The organism is Fictibacillus enclensis (genome assembly GCF_001457035.1).
Classification (GTDB): domain Bacteria; phylum Bacillota; class Bacilli; order Bacillales; family Fictibacillaceae; genus Fictibacillus_C; species Fictibacillus_C enclensis.
Map to the genome: position 1 here is coordinate 615273 of NZ_KQ758618.1, position 14861 is coordinate 630133.

The 14861-nt window shown below is 42.9% G+C and carries 21 protein-coding genes; 13 read left to right on the plus strand and 8 right to left on the minus strand.

Going from position 1 to position 14861, the window contains the following annotated elements; genetic code table 11:
- Window positions 1–31 precede the first annotated feature (31 nt).
- The 3 genes from speB to AS030_RS13515 form a co-directional block, all read right to left on the minus strand.
- Complete coding sequence (gene speB, locus AS030_RS13505) at window positions 32–1000, minus strand: agmatinase (RefSeq protein ID WP_061972400.1); 969 nt, start codon at window positions 998–1000, stop codon at window positions 32–34.
- Window positions 1001–1015: 15 nt separating this feature from the next.
- On the minus strand, window positions 1016–2326 hold the full coding sequence (locus tag AS030_RS13510) for an aspartate aminotransferase family protein (protein ID WP_061972997.1): 1311 nt from the start codon (window positions 2324–2326) through the stop codon (window positions 1016–1018).
- Window positions 2327–2433: 107 nt separating this feature from the next.
- Window positions 2434–3807 (minus strand): sigma-54 interaction domain-containing protein, encoded by a 1374-nt coding sequence (locus AS030_RS13515; protein ID WP_061972401.1) that lies wholly within the window; start codon window positions 3805–3807, stop codon window positions 2434–2436.
- A 258-nt stretch (window positions 3808–4065) separates the two neighbouring features.
- Between AS030_RS13515 and AS030_RS13520 the strand changes: the two genes are divergently transcribed.
- Window positions 4066–4719, plus strand: a complete 654-nt coding sequence (locus AS030_RS13520; RefSeq protein ID WP_061972402.1) for a 3'-5' exonuclease — start codon at window positions 4066–4068, stop codon at window positions 4717–4719.
- A 209-nt stretch (window positions 4720–4928) separates the two neighbouring features.
- The gene (locus AS030_RS13525) at window positions 4929–5156 is read left to right on the plus strand and encodes a hypothetical protein (protein ID WP_061972403.1); all 228 of its coding nucleotides are present in this window, start codon (window positions 4929–4931) and stop codon (window positions 5154–5156) included.
- A gap of 86 nt (window positions 5157–5242) precedes the next feature.
- Here AS030_RS13525 and AS030_RS23675 read toward each other — a convergent pair whose 3' ends face one another.
- Window positions 5243–5407, minus strand: coding sequence for a hypothetical protein (locus AS030_RS23675; protein ID WP_156412582.1), 165 nt, complete (start codon window positions 5405–5407; stop codon window positions 5243–5245).
- A gap of 240 nt (window positions 5408–5647) precedes the next feature.
- Between AS030_RS23675 and AS030_RS13530 the strand changes: the two genes are divergently transcribed.
- From AS030_RS13530 to AS030_RS13545, 4 genes are all read left to right on the plus strand, one after another.
- The gene (locus AS030_RS13530; RefSeq protein ID WP_061972404.1) at window positions 5648–7537 is read left to right on the plus strand and encodes an OPT family oligopeptide transporter; all 1890 of its coding nucleotides are present in this window, start codon (window positions 5648–5650) and stop codon (window positions 7535–7537) included.
- Between the two features lie 77 nt (window positions 7538–7614).
- Window positions 7615–7902, plus strand: coding sequence for a PqqD family protein (locus AS030_RS13535; protein ID WP_162264552.1), 288 nt, complete (start codon window positions 7615–7617; stop codon window positions 7900–7902).
- A gap of 89 nt (window positions 7903–7991) precedes the next feature.
- A complete protein-coding gene (locus tag AS030_RS13540; protein WP_061972406.1) occupies window positions 7992–8171 on the plus strand; it encodes a hypothetical protein in 180 nt (59 codons plus the stop codon).
- A gap of 165 nt (window positions 8172–8336) precedes the next feature.
- The gene (locus AS030_RS13545; RefSeq protein ID WP_061972407.1) at window positions 8337–9116 is read left to right on the plus strand and encodes a GDSL-type esterase/lipase family protein; all 780 of its coding nucleotides are present in this window, start codon (window positions 8337–8339) and stop codon (window positions 9114–9116) included.
- A gap of 56 nt (window positions 9117–9172) precedes the next feature.
- Here the strand turns inward: AS030_RS13545 and AS030_RS13550 are convergent, their stop codons facing one another.
- Window positions 9173–9367, minus strand: a complete 195-nt coding sequence (locus AS030_RS13550; protein WP_053357472.1) for a hypothetical protein — start codon at window positions 9365–9367, stop codon at window positions 9173–9175.
- 308 nt (window positions 9368–9675) lie between these two features.
- Here AS030_RS13550 and AS030_RS24835 point away from each other — a divergent pair, with 308 nt between their 5' ends.
- Together AS030_RS24835 and AS030_RS13560 are read left to right on the plus strand one after the other, a co-directional pair.
- The gene (locus AS030_RS24835) at window positions 9676–9945 is read left to right on the plus strand and encodes a hypothetical protein (RefSeq protein ID WP_061972408.1); all 270 of its coding nucleotides are present in this window, start codon (window positions 9676–9678) and stop codon (window positions 9943–9945) included.
- A gap of 42 nt (window positions 9946–9987) precedes the next feature.
- Window positions 9988–10689: a hypothetical protein gene (locus AS030_RS13560; protein WP_061972409.1), complete on the plus strand. Its 702-nt coding sequence runs from the start codon at window positions 9988–9990 to the stop codon at window positions 10687–10689.
- 10 nt (window positions 10690–10699) lie between these two features.
- On the opposite strand, the gene AS030_RS13565 is transcribed toward AS030_RS13560, so the two are convergent.
- Window positions 10700–11311: a DNA-3-methyladenine glycosylase gene (locus AS030_RS13565; protein ID WP_061972410.1), complete on the minus strand. Its 612-nt coding sequence runs from the start codon at window positions 11309–11311 to the stop codon at window positions 10700–10702.
- Window positions 11312–11449: 138 nt separating this feature from the next.
- On the opposite strand from AS030_RS13565, the gene AS030_RS23680 reads away from it, so the two are divergent.
- The 3 genes from AS030_RS23680 to abbA all read left to right on the plus strand — a co-directional run bounded on the left by AS030_RS23680 (window position 11450) and on the right by abbA (window position 12124).
- A complete protein-coding gene (locus tag AS030_RS23680) occupies window positions 11450–11620 on the plus strand; it encodes a hypothetical protein (protein WP_156412583.1) in 171 nt (56 codons plus the stop codon).
- 61 nt (window positions 11621–11681) lie between these two features.
- Window positions 11682–11861: a Fur-regulated basic protein FbpA gene (locus AS030_RS13570; protein WP_061972411.1), complete on the plus strand. Its 180-nt coding sequence runs from the start codon at window positions 11682–11684 to the stop codon at window positions 11859–11861.
- An 83-nt stretch (window positions 11862–11944) separates the two neighbouring features.
- On the plus strand, window positions 11945–12124 hold the full coding sequence (abbA, locus tag AS030_RS13575; protein ID WP_061972412.1) for an antirepressor AbbA: 180 nt from the start codon (window positions 11945–11947) through the stop codon (window positions 12122–12124).
- Between the two features lie 36 nt (window positions 12125–12160).
- Here the strand turns inward: abbA and AS030_RS13580 are convergent, their stop codons facing one another.
- Window positions 12161–12373, minus strand: a complete 213-nt coding sequence (locus AS030_RS13580) for a hypothetical protein (RefSeq protein ID WP_061972413.1) — start codon at window positions 12371–12373, stop codon at window positions 12161–12163.
- A gap of 226 nt (window positions 12374–12599) precedes the next feature.
- Here AS030_RS13580 and AS030_RS13585 point away from each other — a divergent pair, with 226 nt between their 5' ends.
- Together AS030_RS13585 and AS030_RS13590 are read left to right on the plus strand one after the other, a co-directional pair.
- Window positions 12600–12875 carry a holin gene (locus AS030_RS13585; protein WP_061972414.1) on the plus strand — a complete coding sequence of 92 codons (276 nt, stop codon included), beginning with the start codon at window positions 12600–12602 and terminating at the stop codon, window positions 12873–12875.
- Between the two features lie 201 nt (window positions 12876–13076).
- The gene (locus AS030_RS13590; RefSeq protein WP_061972415.1) at window positions 13077–13589 is read left to right on the plus strand and encodes a hypothetical protein; all 513 of its coding nucleotides are present in this window, start codon (window positions 13077–13079) and stop codon (window positions 13587–13589) included.
- Between the two features lie 398 nt (window positions 13590–13987).
- Here the strand turns inward: AS030_RS13590 and cudC are convergent, their stop codons facing one another.
- Window positions 13988–14545: a choline uptake/conversion transcriptional regulator CudC gene (gene cudC / locus AS030_RS13595; RefSeq protein WP_061972416.1), complete on the minus strand. Its 558-nt coding sequence runs from the start codon at window positions 14543–14545 to the stop codon at window positions 13988–13990.
- Window positions 14546–14861: the final 316 nt, after the last annotated feature.

Genomic DNA, 14861 nt, shown 5'->3' on the forward strand with positions numbered 1-14861 from the left:
CAAAACCCTCCCTTTATTCATTTATGAATAATTAAAGCTGTGTTTGTTCAATGGCTGAATGCGTTCTTGCTTTCTTTAAAGCGACCAGGGTAATCATTTCAAACATGACCGAGCTTGCCAGCATGGCGGTAATTTCACCGCTGTCATAGGTGGGCAGTACTTCCACAAGGTCAAAGCCAACGACATTGAGCCCGTCCAGGTGTCTCACCAGCTCCAGTGCTTCATGACTCGTTGGTCCTGCCGCTTCAGGTGTACCGGTACCGGGTGCATAGGCAGGATCCACAAAATCAATGTCAAAGGAAACGAACACAGGCTTGTCCCCGGCTCGCTCATGAATTTTTCGAACGACCGCCTCATAGCCGAGCTGGCGTACATCACGCATCGTAAGTACCTCAAACCCGAGGTCACGGGCATCCTGGATGTCCTCTTTTCCGTAAAGCGGCCCCCGCATACCGATTTGGATGGAATGCTCTGTATCGATTAGTCCTTCTTCAACAGCCCGGCGGAACGGAGTGCCATGGGTATACTTTTCACCGAAATAATGGTCCCACGTATCGCTGTGGGAATCAAAATGAACGAGAGAAACCGGTCCGTATTCCTTGGCGAACGCCCTCAGATTTCCGAGTGAAATGGAATGGTCTCCTCCCATAATGACTGGGGTGATTCCGGAGGACAGAAGAGGCTGTAAAAACTCTTCCATATTACTGTAGGTGCGATGTATGTTTCCTGGCACGACATCCACGTCCCCATAATCAATCCCGCTGCAGTAATCAAAAATGTTGATGTCTTGATCGTGATTATAGGGACGGAGAAGGGAAGAGAAGTTCCGGATGTGCTGCGGGCCAAGCCGCTGGCCTGTACGGTTGGAGGCACCGGTATCAAAAGGCACCCCAAGTACGGCGAAATCCACGTTCTCTGTGGTTTGGATGTGCTCCAGTCTCATGAAGGTCTTCACACCGCAAAAGCGGGGTGAAGCGGAAGAATCTTTTGGTTTATACATCTTATTTGCTCCTTTCTATACCTTTTGAAGTTTACATGGTACCTGAATCTCTGCTTCATACTCGGCGATAGAAGCCTCAAGCAAGGAGAGCCCTTCATCTATCTGTTCTTTGTTTACGGTAAGCGGAGGGATCATACGGATCACTTCGCCTTCGTTTCCGCACAGATAAAACAGCACTCCTTTTTCAAGGCTCTTGTTCAGAATGTTGATGACACCTTCTCCGTTAGGGTCACCCGTTACCGGATCCACAATTTCTATACCGATCATAAGTCCGATCGAACGGATGCTGCCTACAGAGGCATACCGCTCCTTCATCTCCAGCAGGCGGGTCGTGGCATAACTGCCCATCGCTTTTGCGTTTTCCACGAGCTTTTCTTCCTTTAAAACTTCAAGGGTGGCAAGTCCTGCCGCACAGGCGATCGGGTTGCCGCCAAACGTGGTGCCATGGCTGCCGAGCGGCCACTGTTTCATCAGTTCTTTGGAAGCAACGGTCGCGCTCAGCGGGAGACCGGAAGCGATCCCTTTGGCGACCGCCATGATATCAGGAGTAACACCGAAAGTCTGCGCAGCAAACCATTCCCCCGTGCGTCCAAAACCAGTCTGCACTTCGTCAAAAATGAGCAGGATGCCATGTTCGCTGCAAATTTCACGCATCTTTTTCAGCCACTCGGCTGGAGGAACAATATAACCGCCCTCTCCAAGCACCGGTTCAACAATCATGCATGCCACTTCTTCAGGGGTTACCTGATGTTTGAATAGAGTGTTCAGATCTTTTTCAAGTTTGCTTGCGGCATATTCACCAGAATCAGTGCCTTCAGGGCAACCTTCAACAGACGCGTAAGGAACCTGATAGGTAAGACCATTCGGCTGCAAAAACTTCCTGTACTTCGCTTTAGAAGTAGTGACACTCAGCGCACCGAGGCTTCGGCCGTGAAAACAGCCGGTAAAGGAAACCACATAGGGCCGGCGGGTCACATGCTTGGCCAGTTTGATCGCTCCTTCAATCGCTTCTGTTCCGCTGTTGGCGAAAAAGAAGCAATCAAGTCCTTGCGGCAAAACCGTCGTGAGCTCTTTGGCGAGCTTCAGAATCGATTCATACATAATGACACCGGAAGGACCATGCATCAGCTCGTCGGCGCCCTTTTTAATTGCCTCCACCACTTTGGGATGCCGGTGGCCTGTGTTCGCTGTGGCGATGCCGGATGTGAAATCCAAATACGTTTTTCCGTCCAGTCCATAGTAGTAACAGCCTTCCTCCTTGACGACAGGAAGGTTCGGATGGTCCTTTGCCATCGTCGGAGCCAGCAGATCGGACAGTTCATTCATCAATTCATTGAGTTCGTTTGGCACAAAACGTACCTCCTTATGTGATAGGTCTTAAGAGGAAACTTGCATTCTTGTTCTTTTATCTTGCAAGTTTTGTGCCAACTTCCTCATGAAATCTCATATTTTTGCATTTTTCGAACGACTGATGGCTGGCTGATGCCGAGTGCATGGGCCATTTGGGTGGTCGTTTTGTATTGATCTCTGGCTTCCTGAATCATTTGTTTTTCCACATTCTCTATAACTTCTTTTAACGGCTTTGATAGAGGAGCAGGGATAACGGGGGAAGGATAGGATTCTTTGAGATAGTCTGGCAGATGTTCAGTTGTGATGAGAGAGGTGGGGGAGATGACCACGAGGCGTTCCATAAGGTTAAGGAGCTCCCGGACGTTGCCTTTCCAGTCATATTGAAGCAGGTGATGAATGACTGCTTCATCCAGCCGTTTTTCTCGTTTGTATTTCTCCTGCAGCACCTCCAGAATGTAGTGGATCAAGGGAATAATGTCTTCTGTTCTTTGGCGCAATGGTGGAATGGTCAGTGGCACCACATTCAGCCGAAAATAAAGATCCTCCCGGAAAACCTTTTCTTCAATGGCCTTTTCCAGGTCTTTATTAGTTGCAGAAATCAGCCGGAAGTCAACTGAAATCGGCTTTGTTCCACCGACTCTATAAAACTTTTTTTCCTGAATGCATTTCAAAACCTTGACCTGGTGGGCCAGGGGGAGTTCGCCGATCTCATCAAGAAAAAGAGTGCCACCATCAGCCAATTCAGCGAGACCGAGCTTGCCTTTGCGGCTGGCACCGGTAAACGCTCCAGCCTCGTAGCCGAAAAACTCTGCTTCAAATAAAGATTCCGGAATCGCCCCGCAATTGACTTCGATAAAAGGCCCTTGGTTTCTTGCACTTTTGTTATGGATAAATCGTGCGATCAGTGATTTCCCGACTCCCGATTCACCGAGAAGAAGAACATTCACATCCACGTCCGCCACTTGCAGCGAAGTGGTCAAAACATTCTTCATCCCGGCACTGTTGGCAATAATTCCGCTGTCATAAAGCTGGAGGCTTCGCAGGAGGTCGAGTTCACTTTTGACCCGCTCCATTTCTCCTTCCATTGTTTGCAGGAATTTGCGAAGCTCCAACAGCTCTGTCACGTCATGCGAATAACTCACTACCCGAAAGATTTCGCCGTTCTCGTTCAAAACAGGGATCCCGGTCACTAGCAGCTTTTTTCCTTTATTCGTCGTTTGAACAAACGTAATTTTTTTCTTTTCCTTTAAAACCATCGGTGTTGCGATGGGTGTAAACAATCCTTCTGCCGCAAGCTGATAGACTGATTTGCCGAGCAGACTTTCAGAAGTAACTCCGTAAATTTTGCCGGTGGCCTCACTAACCTTCAATATAGTCCCATCCACATTGGTGACCAAAATATCATCCTGAAGAGAATGGAGAATGGCCTCATTTTCATTCCATGACGATAAACTCATGACTAACCGCCTTCTATTATCCGTTTTTGAATAATTATTTATTTCTGAATAGTATAAACGAAGGAATTCAGCCTGCCAACCACTGATTTTCTTTGTTGTATAGGCAATAATCTTCTTTTTACACATACAATAAAAAATACAAATCAAAGAAACGGTAGAAATGAATGACGATATCATTCCAATACATTCGAAAATTTACTAAAATTAAAGGTAAAGGACATGCAGAGCAGGCAAGAAGAATGAGATGGAGTGAAGAAGATGGAGTATATTGTTTATGATCTGGAAATGACAAACCGGCTGTCGGAAATCATTGAAATTGGGGCAGTGCGTTTGGGATGGATAAATAGTGAATTGGTGGTTTTGGATACCTTTCAATCTTTTGTTCAGCCCAAGATGGATAGTTTAAATACGCGCATTACCAATCTGACCGGGATTACAAAAAAGGATTTGATCAATGCGCAGCCGTTTACTTCGGTCATCAAAGACTTCAGGGACTGGATCGGGAAAAAGGAGTATTATTTGTGTTCATGGGGTCCGGAAGACAAATGGGCACTGATTACAGATTCCACTTACCATAAAACCTCTATTGACTGGATCATCAATCACAATGACCTTCAGTTTTTGTTCAGCCTTCTACATGAAAGCGATAAAGGTTTCCGGTACGGGCTTTCACGGGCGCTGAATAAGCTGCAAATCTCACTGGAAGGTTCCCAGCACAGAGCGCTGGATGACGCGATGAACACCGCAAAAATCTTTCTGGCCATTCATAAGGATATAAATCTTGAAAAAAATCCCCGCTCCTACCTGGAATCCAAAATTTTTGAACCAGAAAAGCTTGTCTATCAATCAAAGGATGAAGAAGAAGACAAGTCATCCTCTCCGTTTGCATCTTTGTCCAATTTATTTGGATAACTTTTAGGATTTCCGGGCATTATATTTATAAAACTTTAGCTTTCCAAACATTCTTCTGATATAGGAAAATACGTTGAGAAAACCGACAGAAGAAATAGGGATAAAGTTGCGTAAAACCAGAAAAAGTAAGATATGTCGGCATTTGACGAAATGTTTTTATAGGAAAATGACCTTATATCTTTGATAATAAAGTGGAGGGGGTGATCTAGTTGGAATCCACGTATTATATTACGAACAAGAACAACCAGCTTCTGGAATTAATTAACACTATTGATTATATGGCTACAGAAGCAACGGTAGAAGAATTGGATTGCATTGTGAGGCTAAAAGAAGAACTGATCGCTAAGGATGGTATACATGTGTCACCGGAGCAGTATAACAGTATCATCTCAATCCTGTTGAAATTCGTCCCAACATACATAAAAGAAGTATCATGACCTGCAGTCGTGCCTGCAGGTTTTGTTTTTTTCATAAAAAGAGGGAGCAGCTCAATGGCTGCCCCTTCTTTTTGTTATTCTTTTTGTTATTCTTTATTTTTTTGCTTTTTTTGCTTCTGGTCTTTTTCTTTCTGGGATTCGGTATCGAAAGTTTCTCGTTGTTCGATTGCTCCCTGTTCAAAAACGTCCTCAACGTTCTCTTTGGTCTTTTCATTGCCTTTTTGATTTTGATTCTTTTGTTCATCTTTCATGGTTTATCCCTCCTACTGTACACTATATAACGTTCCCTCTGAGGCTGTTTATAAACATTCTTCACTATCACAACGGAACGATCGCTTCATTTTTTTTAAAAGTGGATAAGTTTTCAATAGAATAGGGACCCTTTAAATAGTTGACTGAAAACAGAAAAAACATTTGGGAAACTCGGTTTTTGTCGAATTATGGTATAATGGTCTTTGTTCAAAATTTCTGATGATTAGGCGGTGTTAATGATGGACAACAAACAAGAAAAGTCCTCATCCTTTGTTCCCTACATTCCCTCATCGCGATCATTGCCGGAGTTAACTGCGGTTGCTATCATTTTTGGTATCATTTTGGCGATTGTTTTTGGTGCGGCAAACGCGTATTTGGGACTTAAAGTAGGTTTGACAGTTTCCGCTTCCATTCCTGCGGCGGTCATATCCATGGGGGTATTGAGAGGGATCTTCCGAAGGGATTCGATTCTTGAAAACAATATCGTACAGACGATGACAACAGCGGGAGAAGCGATTGGAGCTGGAGCTGTATTTACGCTTCCGGCCTTCTTCCTTCTGGATATTGATTTATCACAGACGGTTATTATATTTATTGTACTTACCGGCGGGCTGCTCGGCGTCTTTATGATGGTCCCATTGCGTCAGATGTTGATTGTCAAAGAGCATGGAAATTTGCCTTACCCGGAAGGAACGGCGTGTGCCGAAGTTCTGAAGTCCGGTGAAAAGGGCGGGGCCAATGCCAAGACAGTGGCCATCGGATTCTTGTTCGGCGGTCTTGTAAAAGTTTTGGGAGACGGCTTTATGCTCTTTAAAACAGAAATTGAAACGCAAGTGGGCAAACTTAAGAATACAGTGGTTGGTATGGATATATTCCCTGCCCTGCTCGGTGTGGGTTATATTATCGGGCCGCGAATTGCCGGACAGATGCTTGCTGGCGGTTTGCTGGCGTGGATTGTATTGATTCCTGCCATCGCATTTTTTGGTGCAGACAGCACAACGGCTATATTTCCTGCAGAAGATCCGATCGGCAAGCTGGATGCCTGGGGAATCTGGGATAGCTATATCAAGTATATCGGCGCAGGCGCCGTGGCAGTAGCCGGATTGATTACGCTGCTAAAAACGATGCCAACATTGATTTCCACGGCTGCCAAGACCATGAAGGGGCTGTCTGATGGTTCGGTTGGAGAAGGAATTGAGCGTACCGATAAAGATATGCCATTCCGCTATGTTATTTTAGGAGTCGTTGCCCTCGTTATTATTATTGGTGCAGCACCGGTGACAAACGTTGGGTTTATTGGTGCGATTGCCATTGCCATCTTCGGCTTCCTGTTTGTTGCTGTCGCATCCCGAATCGTGGGTATAGTCGGGAGTTCATCCTCTCCGGTTTCGGGAATGACCATCGCTACCTTGTTGATTGTAACTCTCGTATATAAAATAACCGGACTGACCGGCCTGGATGGCATGAAAGCTGCATTAACAGTGGCAGCCATTGTTTGTACAGCGCTTGCCGTGGCCGGTGATATATCACAGGATTTAAAAACAGGTCACCTTGTCGGAGGTACACCTTGGAAACAGCAGGTTGCCATGTTGATCGGTGTTATTGCTTCAGGTCTGGTCATTGGTATTATTCTGATTGTCCTGGATAAATCATATGGTATGGGTTCGCAGCAGCTTCCTGCTCCTAAAGCGGCCATTATGAAAGTGCTCGTTCAAGGGATATTTGGCGGTGATCTGCCATGGAGCCTGATTTTTATTGGTGCAGCCATTGCGATTGTTATTGAGTTTCTTGGGTTGAATTCACTCGTTGTGGCCGTTGGTTTGTATCTGCCGGTTCATATTTCAGCGCCAGTTATGTTTGGTGGCGCGGTTCGCTGGCTGGTTGATGTCACTGCGAAAACAAAAGAAGAGCGCCAGGCCCGCGCCGATAGAGGTGTATTGTTTGCTTCGGGTCTCATTGCAGGGGAATCCTTGCTTGGGGTGCTCATCGCTGTGCTTATCTTCTTTAACGTAAGCATCCCGGAAACACCGCTCACAGATAACCGGTTGATTCCATTCCTGGTTTTCCTGTTTGTCTGCTGGCTGCTTTATTGGTTCTCCACCCGGACGAAAGCGGACAAGTTAAAATAATGGGTCTTTTTGGATCAAAAAAAAGGAGTGACCAAAACCTTTTAACGATGGTGCCTAAGTTCAAACAAGGTATTCATATGGAAAATCGCAAGGACGGATTTGTTTACTTGATGATTCCAAGAACAAATCCGATTGAACGGCTGTCCATCCGTTTTCTTAAACAGCCCTCCTTTTTTCCAGTCAAACTCGATGAGCTTGGTGCCTTTGTTTCAAAACAAATCGATGGCGTAAAAACCATCGATGAGATCAGCACGAATCTTGAGGCTGAATTTGGAGAAAAGGCTTCACCGGTTGTTCCAAGGCTGGCCAAATTTATAGAAATGCTTGAGGTGAACGATTGGATCACCTGGAGAAGAGAGAATTGATTTCTCTCTTCTCTTTTTTTTGAGTTTCACTGCTACATAACTGCTTTCTGTAATTCATATACATGTGAAAAAGGAAAAGGAGAGTGGTTATGGGGGCGCTGGTCATTGTACTCCTGCCCGTGGCTTTGGTCCTGGTGGGTACAGCTGGACTGATTGGTTCATTTGTGCGGAGGGATACAGGTGATTATGATTTGGAAAACCTGTGGGAAGACCGTCATTATACTGCCGAAGACTACCGCTTAATCGATGAAGAAGACTCCTTGAAATAGGGGTTTTTTTTATGGATCCAAAGTGCTAACTTCTTTTATTTGCGTTATAATAGTAAAACTTGATAATATCCCGGTATGCTGTTTTAATGGATAAGCAAAAGGGAACTCAGAGAGACAACAAAGCAATTTTGACATCTAGGGTCACGCAGAAAGAGGAGGATTTTTTTGGGTAACCGAAAAAAGGTCATATACCTACTTGGTGCTGTTGTATTAGTGACAGCATTGTTTTTTATATTTTATTTCGTAAAAGAATATAGTGGTGACCAGGGGAGCGAACATCGAAAATCTCCTCAGGTTCAAGGGAAGGAACCCCGGCCGAAACAGATCCGGATTGTGGCTTTGGGGGATTCACTGACATACGGTCGTGGAGATCCGAAACGAAAAGGCTACATCGGTCTGGTGAGACAAGGAATGCAGCAAGAGCTTAAGCGTCCTGTCGTTCTCAATAATTACGGGATCAGCGGGCAAAGGTCGGATCAGCTGTATAAACAGCTCAGCAACGGGATGGTATCACGGTCCGTCCGTCAGGCCAATTATATCTTTTTATTTATTGGGACGAATGATTACAGAAAAACCGCAGGCTGGAACTTCAGAAACATCAATCAGCAGGAAATGGCCATCGGCCAAAAAATGCTGTACAGCAACCTTGAGAAGATTACCAAGAAACTGCGCCAGCAAAACAAAAGGGCTCATATTTATATTTTAGGGCTGTATAACCCTTATACCGAAAACTTTTATGATGCGGTTTCGGCACAGGTGATTAAGAAATGGAATATATCCATTCAGGAAATCAGCGAAAAAACCCCTAATTCTACTTATATTTCCACGTATGAGTTATTTAACGGGATTTCGAAGCGGAAATATTTCTCGGATGCCATCCACCCAAATCCCCGGGGATATTACCTGATTGCCCAGCGGGTAATTGGAGAACTGAAGATCAGATGACCATAAGAAAACCGGGCAGGAGAAGCTGTCCGGTTTTTTACATTTATTTTATGGACCTAGCGTTTAATATCATTTTCAAGCTTGCCGTTCATGTCGATCATGAAACCGATCTCCCGGCCAAGCAACTGGCTAAGTTCTTTTGCTTTCTTTTCACTCTCATTTTTAATTTGCTCGATCGTCAACTCACCCTTTAATCGTGAAGAACCAACGATAATACTGAGATCTCCTTTTTCAAAAAAAACAATTCTCATTTCTTATATGCCTCCTATTTAGGAATTTCTGTCTATTCTTTATATATTTCGTCCTAATTCAAAAAGCTGGTGGGGTTATCTATTGAATAAATTACATTGATAATGTTTAATGTTTCTCAGGGTACATGACAAAATTTTTGTAACATTGATACCGGAAGCGTTTTGGAGAGTGATACGTTTGTGCAAATTAAACCACTAGTCTGCCCACGAGAAGTCTCGCACTTTTCGTGGGTTTTTATTTGGGATAAATTTGTTGAAAGAGTGTAATTTTATACTATTCTTTCAGACATATTAGAGATATGGGAGAGATGAAATTATCGGTTAAAATTATTATCGGTCTCGTGTTAGGGGTTTTTGTAGGTTTAGTACTCAACCTGGCATTTCCAGATGCGTTCGGAGGACTCGATAAGTATGTTTTGACGCCCATTGGACAAATATTTTTGAAGCTCATTAAGATGCTTGTCGTACGTGCAAAAAAAGAGGATGGCGCCCAGGCCCTGAATGGTTTGGGCGTCATTTTTTTCTTGTTAATTTTCCGTGAAATCGTAAAATATTGCCTTTTTCACCAAAAAAGGTGATATCATGAGAAATAGAAATGCTTTTGTCAGGAGGAAGTTGGCATGGATCAATTGTGGCAATTAATCGTATTAGTAAGTAAACTGCTATGGGCAAAAGCTGCGGCCGGATATTTTGCATTGGGCGTGCTGGCAGAAGCTGTTTTCCAAAACTTTTGGGTGCAGTTTGTCAGTGCCATCGTAGTAGGTATGGTACTGGTGAAACTCATTGAGTTTAGTATTCGATACTATTATTATCATAATTTTGTGCACCGAAAGTTAAAAAACAGCCTGGGCGCACCTGCTGACCTTGATCTATTTTTTCAAACGACGATGAAACGGGATATCTCCAGAGGCCTGCTTCCCAATTTGCGTTTTATGCGAAGCCTTTTTTTACAAATGAGAAGAACAGAATTGAGATTGTTCCATACCTATTTGCGGACGAATATAAGGACGCTGAAGGGCGGCAAACCGATCGGTTATGCTGTGGGGATTTTAATTGGTCTGTTTACCAGCTTTGCTATGGACATCCTGAAGATCAATAACCTTGCTTTTTCCCAGGAAAGCACAGTGAAAACCGTGTTGTTTGTGGTTGTCTGGTTTATTATTGTTCATCTGTGGATGAACAAGCGCATCCGTTCTTTTACACAGCTGGATGGCATTGTCCTTGCCTGCTTGAATGAAAAGTTAACCGATCCTTTTGACCCTGAAGAAGAACACGATGAGGACCTGTTATTCGAAGAGAGAATGATGAAAGAGCACTCCTGATGGGGTGCTCTTATTTTGATACGTAGAGATTATCCTTGATCCAAAATCTGTAGGGATACAGTGCTGCTTCGCCGGCATAATTCACGCCAATCCTTGGTCCCGATACAATGTCTTGTTCTGGGACGTCTCTATATTCTCGTAAATAAAGATGATCGGAATTGAGTTTTACCCCATAGTCTTCAAGTGTAATACCCATGGCTTTGCACAATTTTCCGGGCCCGTCGGCCAGTTTTTTTAATTCCTTAAGGTTCCAGGCACCATTGTCCATTAACGAAACTGCCATGTTGCGGCGCGTCATCATCAGAGGGATGCCTTCTTTTGGCTCAAGTGCGCGGATTAAAATAGCTTCAGGCTTATGAAGGGGACCTGATACGATGTTAAAACACGTATGCATGCCATAAATAAAATAAACGTACACATGGCCGGCTTCTGCATACATGATTTCTGTACGGGGTGTTCGTCTGCCCCCATACGAATGGGCAGCCCGGTCTTCCGGTCCCAGATAGGCTTCGGCTTCGACGATAATTCCAGATGTCAGCCCTTTCCCCGTTTGATGGACAAGTTCCATACCCAACAGCTTTCGGGCAAGTTGAAGGGTTGGGTATTCAAATAATTCGTTCATTGTTTTCCTCCAATATCATTCTTTTCTTCTATACCCGAGTTCCTGGATAATTATATCTGTAAAATTTTTAATAGACCAAGGAAGGAAGTCAGCGAGCAAAGTAGAATTGTTTAGTGTAAAGACGGGAGGCGAATAACGATGGATGGAAAAGTTAAAAAAACGGGCATCTATGAAAACCTTTCGAAACGACGCTATGAATATTGGTATGTAAGCAAATCGGGACTGAAAACCATGGTTTCCTGGCTATGCTGGAGTGCTCCGCCTGCCGTTTTGGAAGAGTGGAGCAATTCTGTGGCCAAATCGGTATAGGAATGAAACTCACGAAAACTGGAGAGAACTGTAGATAAAAAAGAAAGGATCACTCTAAACAATGAATGTTCCTCAAGGACAATTGCGCAGGGCGGTTGAAAGCAGAAAACAGTTTCTTATCCAGAAGTTGCTTCACCATGGATTTATGATGCAAGAACAGCGGTTGCTGCAGGAGTTTACATTATCCGAACTGGAACGAGAATGGAACTCGATGCAGGCGCAGGACCATGTGAGCCTATAACGCTGCTCAGAAAATTACCAGAATTTTAGGCATTCTGCTGCGAACTTTCTCCCTTTATAATAAAGCAAAGGGAGGGATTTCTTATGAGTCTTAGCGTTGCTGACAAATTGCTGCTGGCGGATCTTACGTTAACGCAAAAATATGCGAAAGAGTTGGTTCAGTCCGAATTGATGGAAATTGAACTGGGTTTAAAAGAAGCGGAAGATGACCGGGTGAAGAAATTGAATGATTTGCTTATGGTTTTACATAAAAAAGGCTATTAACTAAAATAACCCCTTTTAAAAAGAGGGGTTATTTTTTTATGAATCCAGTAATCCTTTCCGGCGCGCTTCCATCCTCCACTCGGCTTCTTTTACTAGCCGTTTCGGAAGTTTGCCTTTATTTTTTAGAAAAGACCAATAGGTTTTGTACTGTTTGGGCCGGACGTTTGGTGACACTTTTCTCGCATATTCCCACCACGTCATTTCATTCGATTCCAGCATAATTAAATACAAATCATCTTCTCTTCTCATGCGTTTCACTCCTGTTATGCATTGTTTCTCTTTTTCTAGCTTTAGTATGCACAATCTATTGGAAAGTAAATCTGTTCCAGCAAATTTAGTTTATGCAGCAAGTTATTAACGGTACGGGTCATTTCGTTTTTATTAAAATAGAAGGGATTTGCAAATGGAAGTTGAACTATAACGTATATGCTTTAAACTGAATAACAGAAGATGGAAAAGCAAAGGAGGATGAGGAATGGAACAAATTGTGACGTTTGCCTCACTTTTAACGCCTCTGGTAACGAGTCTCGTACAGCTGTTAAAACGTACTTTCCCTATTCGGAAAAGATTCATTCCATTAATCAGCTTTTTCATTGGAATATTCATTGGGCTTTTTGCCTATCCCTTCACTGATATGACAGCAGATTTTCGCATTTGGTCGGGCGGGCTTGCAGGACTTGCGGCCACCGGTTTATATGAAGTAGGTAAAAGAGGAACCGGCCGTTTGGGACGAAGCCGGAAAGCCGGATAATACACGCATAACTAGACGACTATAACTATAGTCGTATTTTTTATGAATCTGATCCTTCTTGCAGGGAATCGCGGATATTTGAAGTATTTTAGGAGTAAAGAATGGAACGAAAACAAAAAAAGAGGTTTCCTTGTCTTTCATTAAAGGAATAGTTTATCTAACGTAACATTTTTATTAAAAAATTCAGGGTGGTGAACAGATTTGAGATATTATGCAACCAGTTTTTTAATAGTAATGTTGGCAATATTTGCTTCTCCAAGTCCGTTAACAGAATCTTCGGTGATGAAAGAGACCTCGTTCGCGGAACAAAGTGCTCAGGCTGAGGAAGTGTCCTTGACGAAAGCGAAGGCTTTGCAATTATCCCAGGAATTCATAAATAAACTACAAACCAAAACAGACAGCCAGTACAGAGTAAAGGATTATTCAAGCAAATCAGAACTGATCAAGGATGTAAGGCATGTTGCCTCTAAACAAATGGCAAGTGATTATGTAAATGGACTGTTTGAAGAGAAAAAAGGAAAGCTATACGTTGTTCCCACTGATCTTCCTCCATGGGTGGAAAAAGGCCAAAACTTTGAGTTGAAGAAGTTAAGTGAATCATCGTATCATCTTGTTCAACATAACAAAAGCGATTTATATGGGGAGTATAGTATAACACTTGGATTTGAAAAAGTTAATAGCCATTGGGTCATTACTTTTGCTTCAATTTCATAATGTCAAAAGCCGCATGGTCAAGTACTCCATGCGGCTTTTTATGTAATGAAAAATGGTAGGAATATCATGGTTCTAAAAAAAAGACCGGTATTTAGAATTGAAAACGCTTGAATTTACGGTGGGCATAAGACATTTCATCATAATGCAAGCCCGCTCTGGATGTTGGCTTCATTCATTTGTAATAAATAGTAAGAAAAATTCGGGAATGGGAAAAAATCAGAAAACAACGGGAGGGCTTCTCATGAAGAAACCATCTCTTCCACATGCATACGAGGTTAAAAGGGACTGGGGGTGCAGTACCCGCTTTTCCAGTGAATGTTTGTTGTAGAAACAAAATTCTCCACTCCCCACTCATGGGGATTAAGCGATCTTACTGTTTTGTGGAATTACCAGGTGATTTACTTTTTATCGTCATCCGGTATGGGAAGATAGCGAAAAATGTCTCCAGTCTCAAAACTGTCAACAAGCGTTTCAAGCCAATAATAATACTTCTTTGACTCGTGGATCAGCTCAAAATGGCGCTCTGCTTCGGCACGGATGGCTTTATCCACCTTTGTATGCTGAATCACGGTCTGTAAATCCTTCTCCGACATTTCAATGGCTTCCAGATTAAGTCTCAATTCACGCATCCATTTAATACAGAAAAAGTGAATCAGTGATTTGAAAAAGTTTTTTTCCGCTACAAAAACATCCTTGCGTGAACCTTTTTGCCATGTTTTATGAACCACATTAATCTCTTGAAGTGTCCGTACAGCCGTGCTCATACTCGGCTTGCTCATCTTCAGTTCTTCCTTCATTTCATCAAGCGTCATTGCGTTTTCAAAATACATGGTTCCATAAAGTCTCCCTGTTGAAGGAGTAACTCCATAAAGATCCATCGTTTCTGCAATGGAATGGACAATGTTTCCCTTCGCTCGTTCAATAGCTTCCCGAGCCATCTCATTATGATCTTGCATTCCAACCATCCTTATTAGAAAAATTTAATTCGTTAAAAATTTTCCTTACATTACCCTGTGTTACATGAATAAATTCTTATGTCAAATGCTCATAAAAAAATCAGATGTAAATATAGATTACCTACATTATAGGGGGATTTTCATTTTTTATTTCACGAAATCGAGCGAGGCTTGGGGTTTACAAATGAAAAAAGGGACGTTAAATTATATAATGTTCAAAACATTAAATTAAAATTTAATAAACTAAACTTCTTTGTGCAAATCCTAACAACCTGTTTGGAAATGATGAGTGCACTTATAATGTAAAAAACTCCAG

Coding starts and splice junctions, on each gene's coding strand:
- AS030_RS13535 (WP_162264552.1), top strand. CDS start 7,615: ATGGAAAATCGCAAGGACGGATTTGTTTACTTGATGATTCCAAGAACA.
- speB (WP_061972400.1), bottom strand. CDS start 1,000: ATGTATAAACCAAAAGATTCTTCCGCTTCACCCCGCTTTTGCGGTGTG.
- cudC (WP_061972416.1), bottom strand. CDS start 14,545: ATGCAAGATCATAATGAGATGGCTCGGGAAGCTATTGAACGAGCGAAG.
- AS030_RS23680 (WP_156412583.1), top strand. CDS start 11,450: ATGGATGGAAAAGTTAAAAAAACGGGCATCTATGAAAACCTTTCGAAA.
- abbA (WP_061972412.1), top strand. CDS start 11,945: ATGAGTCTTAGCGTTGCTGACAAATTGCTGCTGGCGGATCTTACGTTA.
- AS030_RS13515 (WP_061972401.1), bottom strand. CDS start 3,807: ATGAGTTTATCGTCATGGAATGAAAATGAGGCCATTCTCCATTCTCTT.
- AS030_RS13560 (WP_061972409.1), top strand. CDS start 9,988: ATGGATCAATTGTGGCAATTAATCGTATTAGTAAGTAAACTGCTATGG.
- AS030_RS13565 (WP_061972410.1), bottom strand. CDS start 11,311: ATGAACGAATTATTTGAATACCCAACCCTTCAACTTGCCCGAAAGCTG.
- AS030_RS23675 (WP_156412582.1), bottom strand. CDS start 5,407: ATGAAAGATGAACAAAAGAATCAAAATCAAAAAGGCAATGAAAAGACC.
- AS030_RS13550 (WP_053357472.1), bottom strand. CDS start 9,367: ATGAGAATTGTTTTTTTTGAAAAAGGAGATCTCAGTATTATCGTTGGT.
- AS030_RS13585 (WP_061972414.1), top strand. CDS start 12,600: ATGGAACAAATTGTGACGTTTGCCTCACTTTTAACGCCTCTGGTAACG.
- AS030_RS13540 (WP_061972406.1), top strand. CDS start 7,992: ATGGGGGCGCTGGTCATTGTACTCCTGCCCGTGGCTTTGGTCCTGGTG.
- AS030_RS13510 (WP_061972997.1), bottom strand. CDS start 2,326: ATGAATGAACTGTCCGATCTGCTGGCTCCGACGATGGCAAAGGACCAT.
- AS030_RS13530 (WP_061972404.1), top strand. CDS start 5,648: ATGGACAACAAACAAGAAAAGTCCTCATCCTTTGTTCCCTACATTCCC.
- AS030_RS24835 (WP_061972408.1), top strand. CDS start 9,676: ATGAAATTATCGGTTAAAATTATTATCGGTCTCGTGTTAGGGGTTTTT.
- AS030_RS13580 (WP_061972413.1), bottom strand. CDS start 12,373: ATGAGAAGAGAAGATGATTTGTATTTAATTATGCTGGAATCGAATGAA.
- AS030_RS13520 (WP_061972402.1), top strand. CDS start 4,066: ATGGAGTATATTGTTTATGATCTGGAAATGACAAACCGGCTGTCGGAA.
- AS030_RS13570 (WP_061972411.1), top strand. CDS start 11,682: ATGAATGTTCCTCAAGGACAATTGCGCAGGGCGGTTGAAAGCAGAAAA.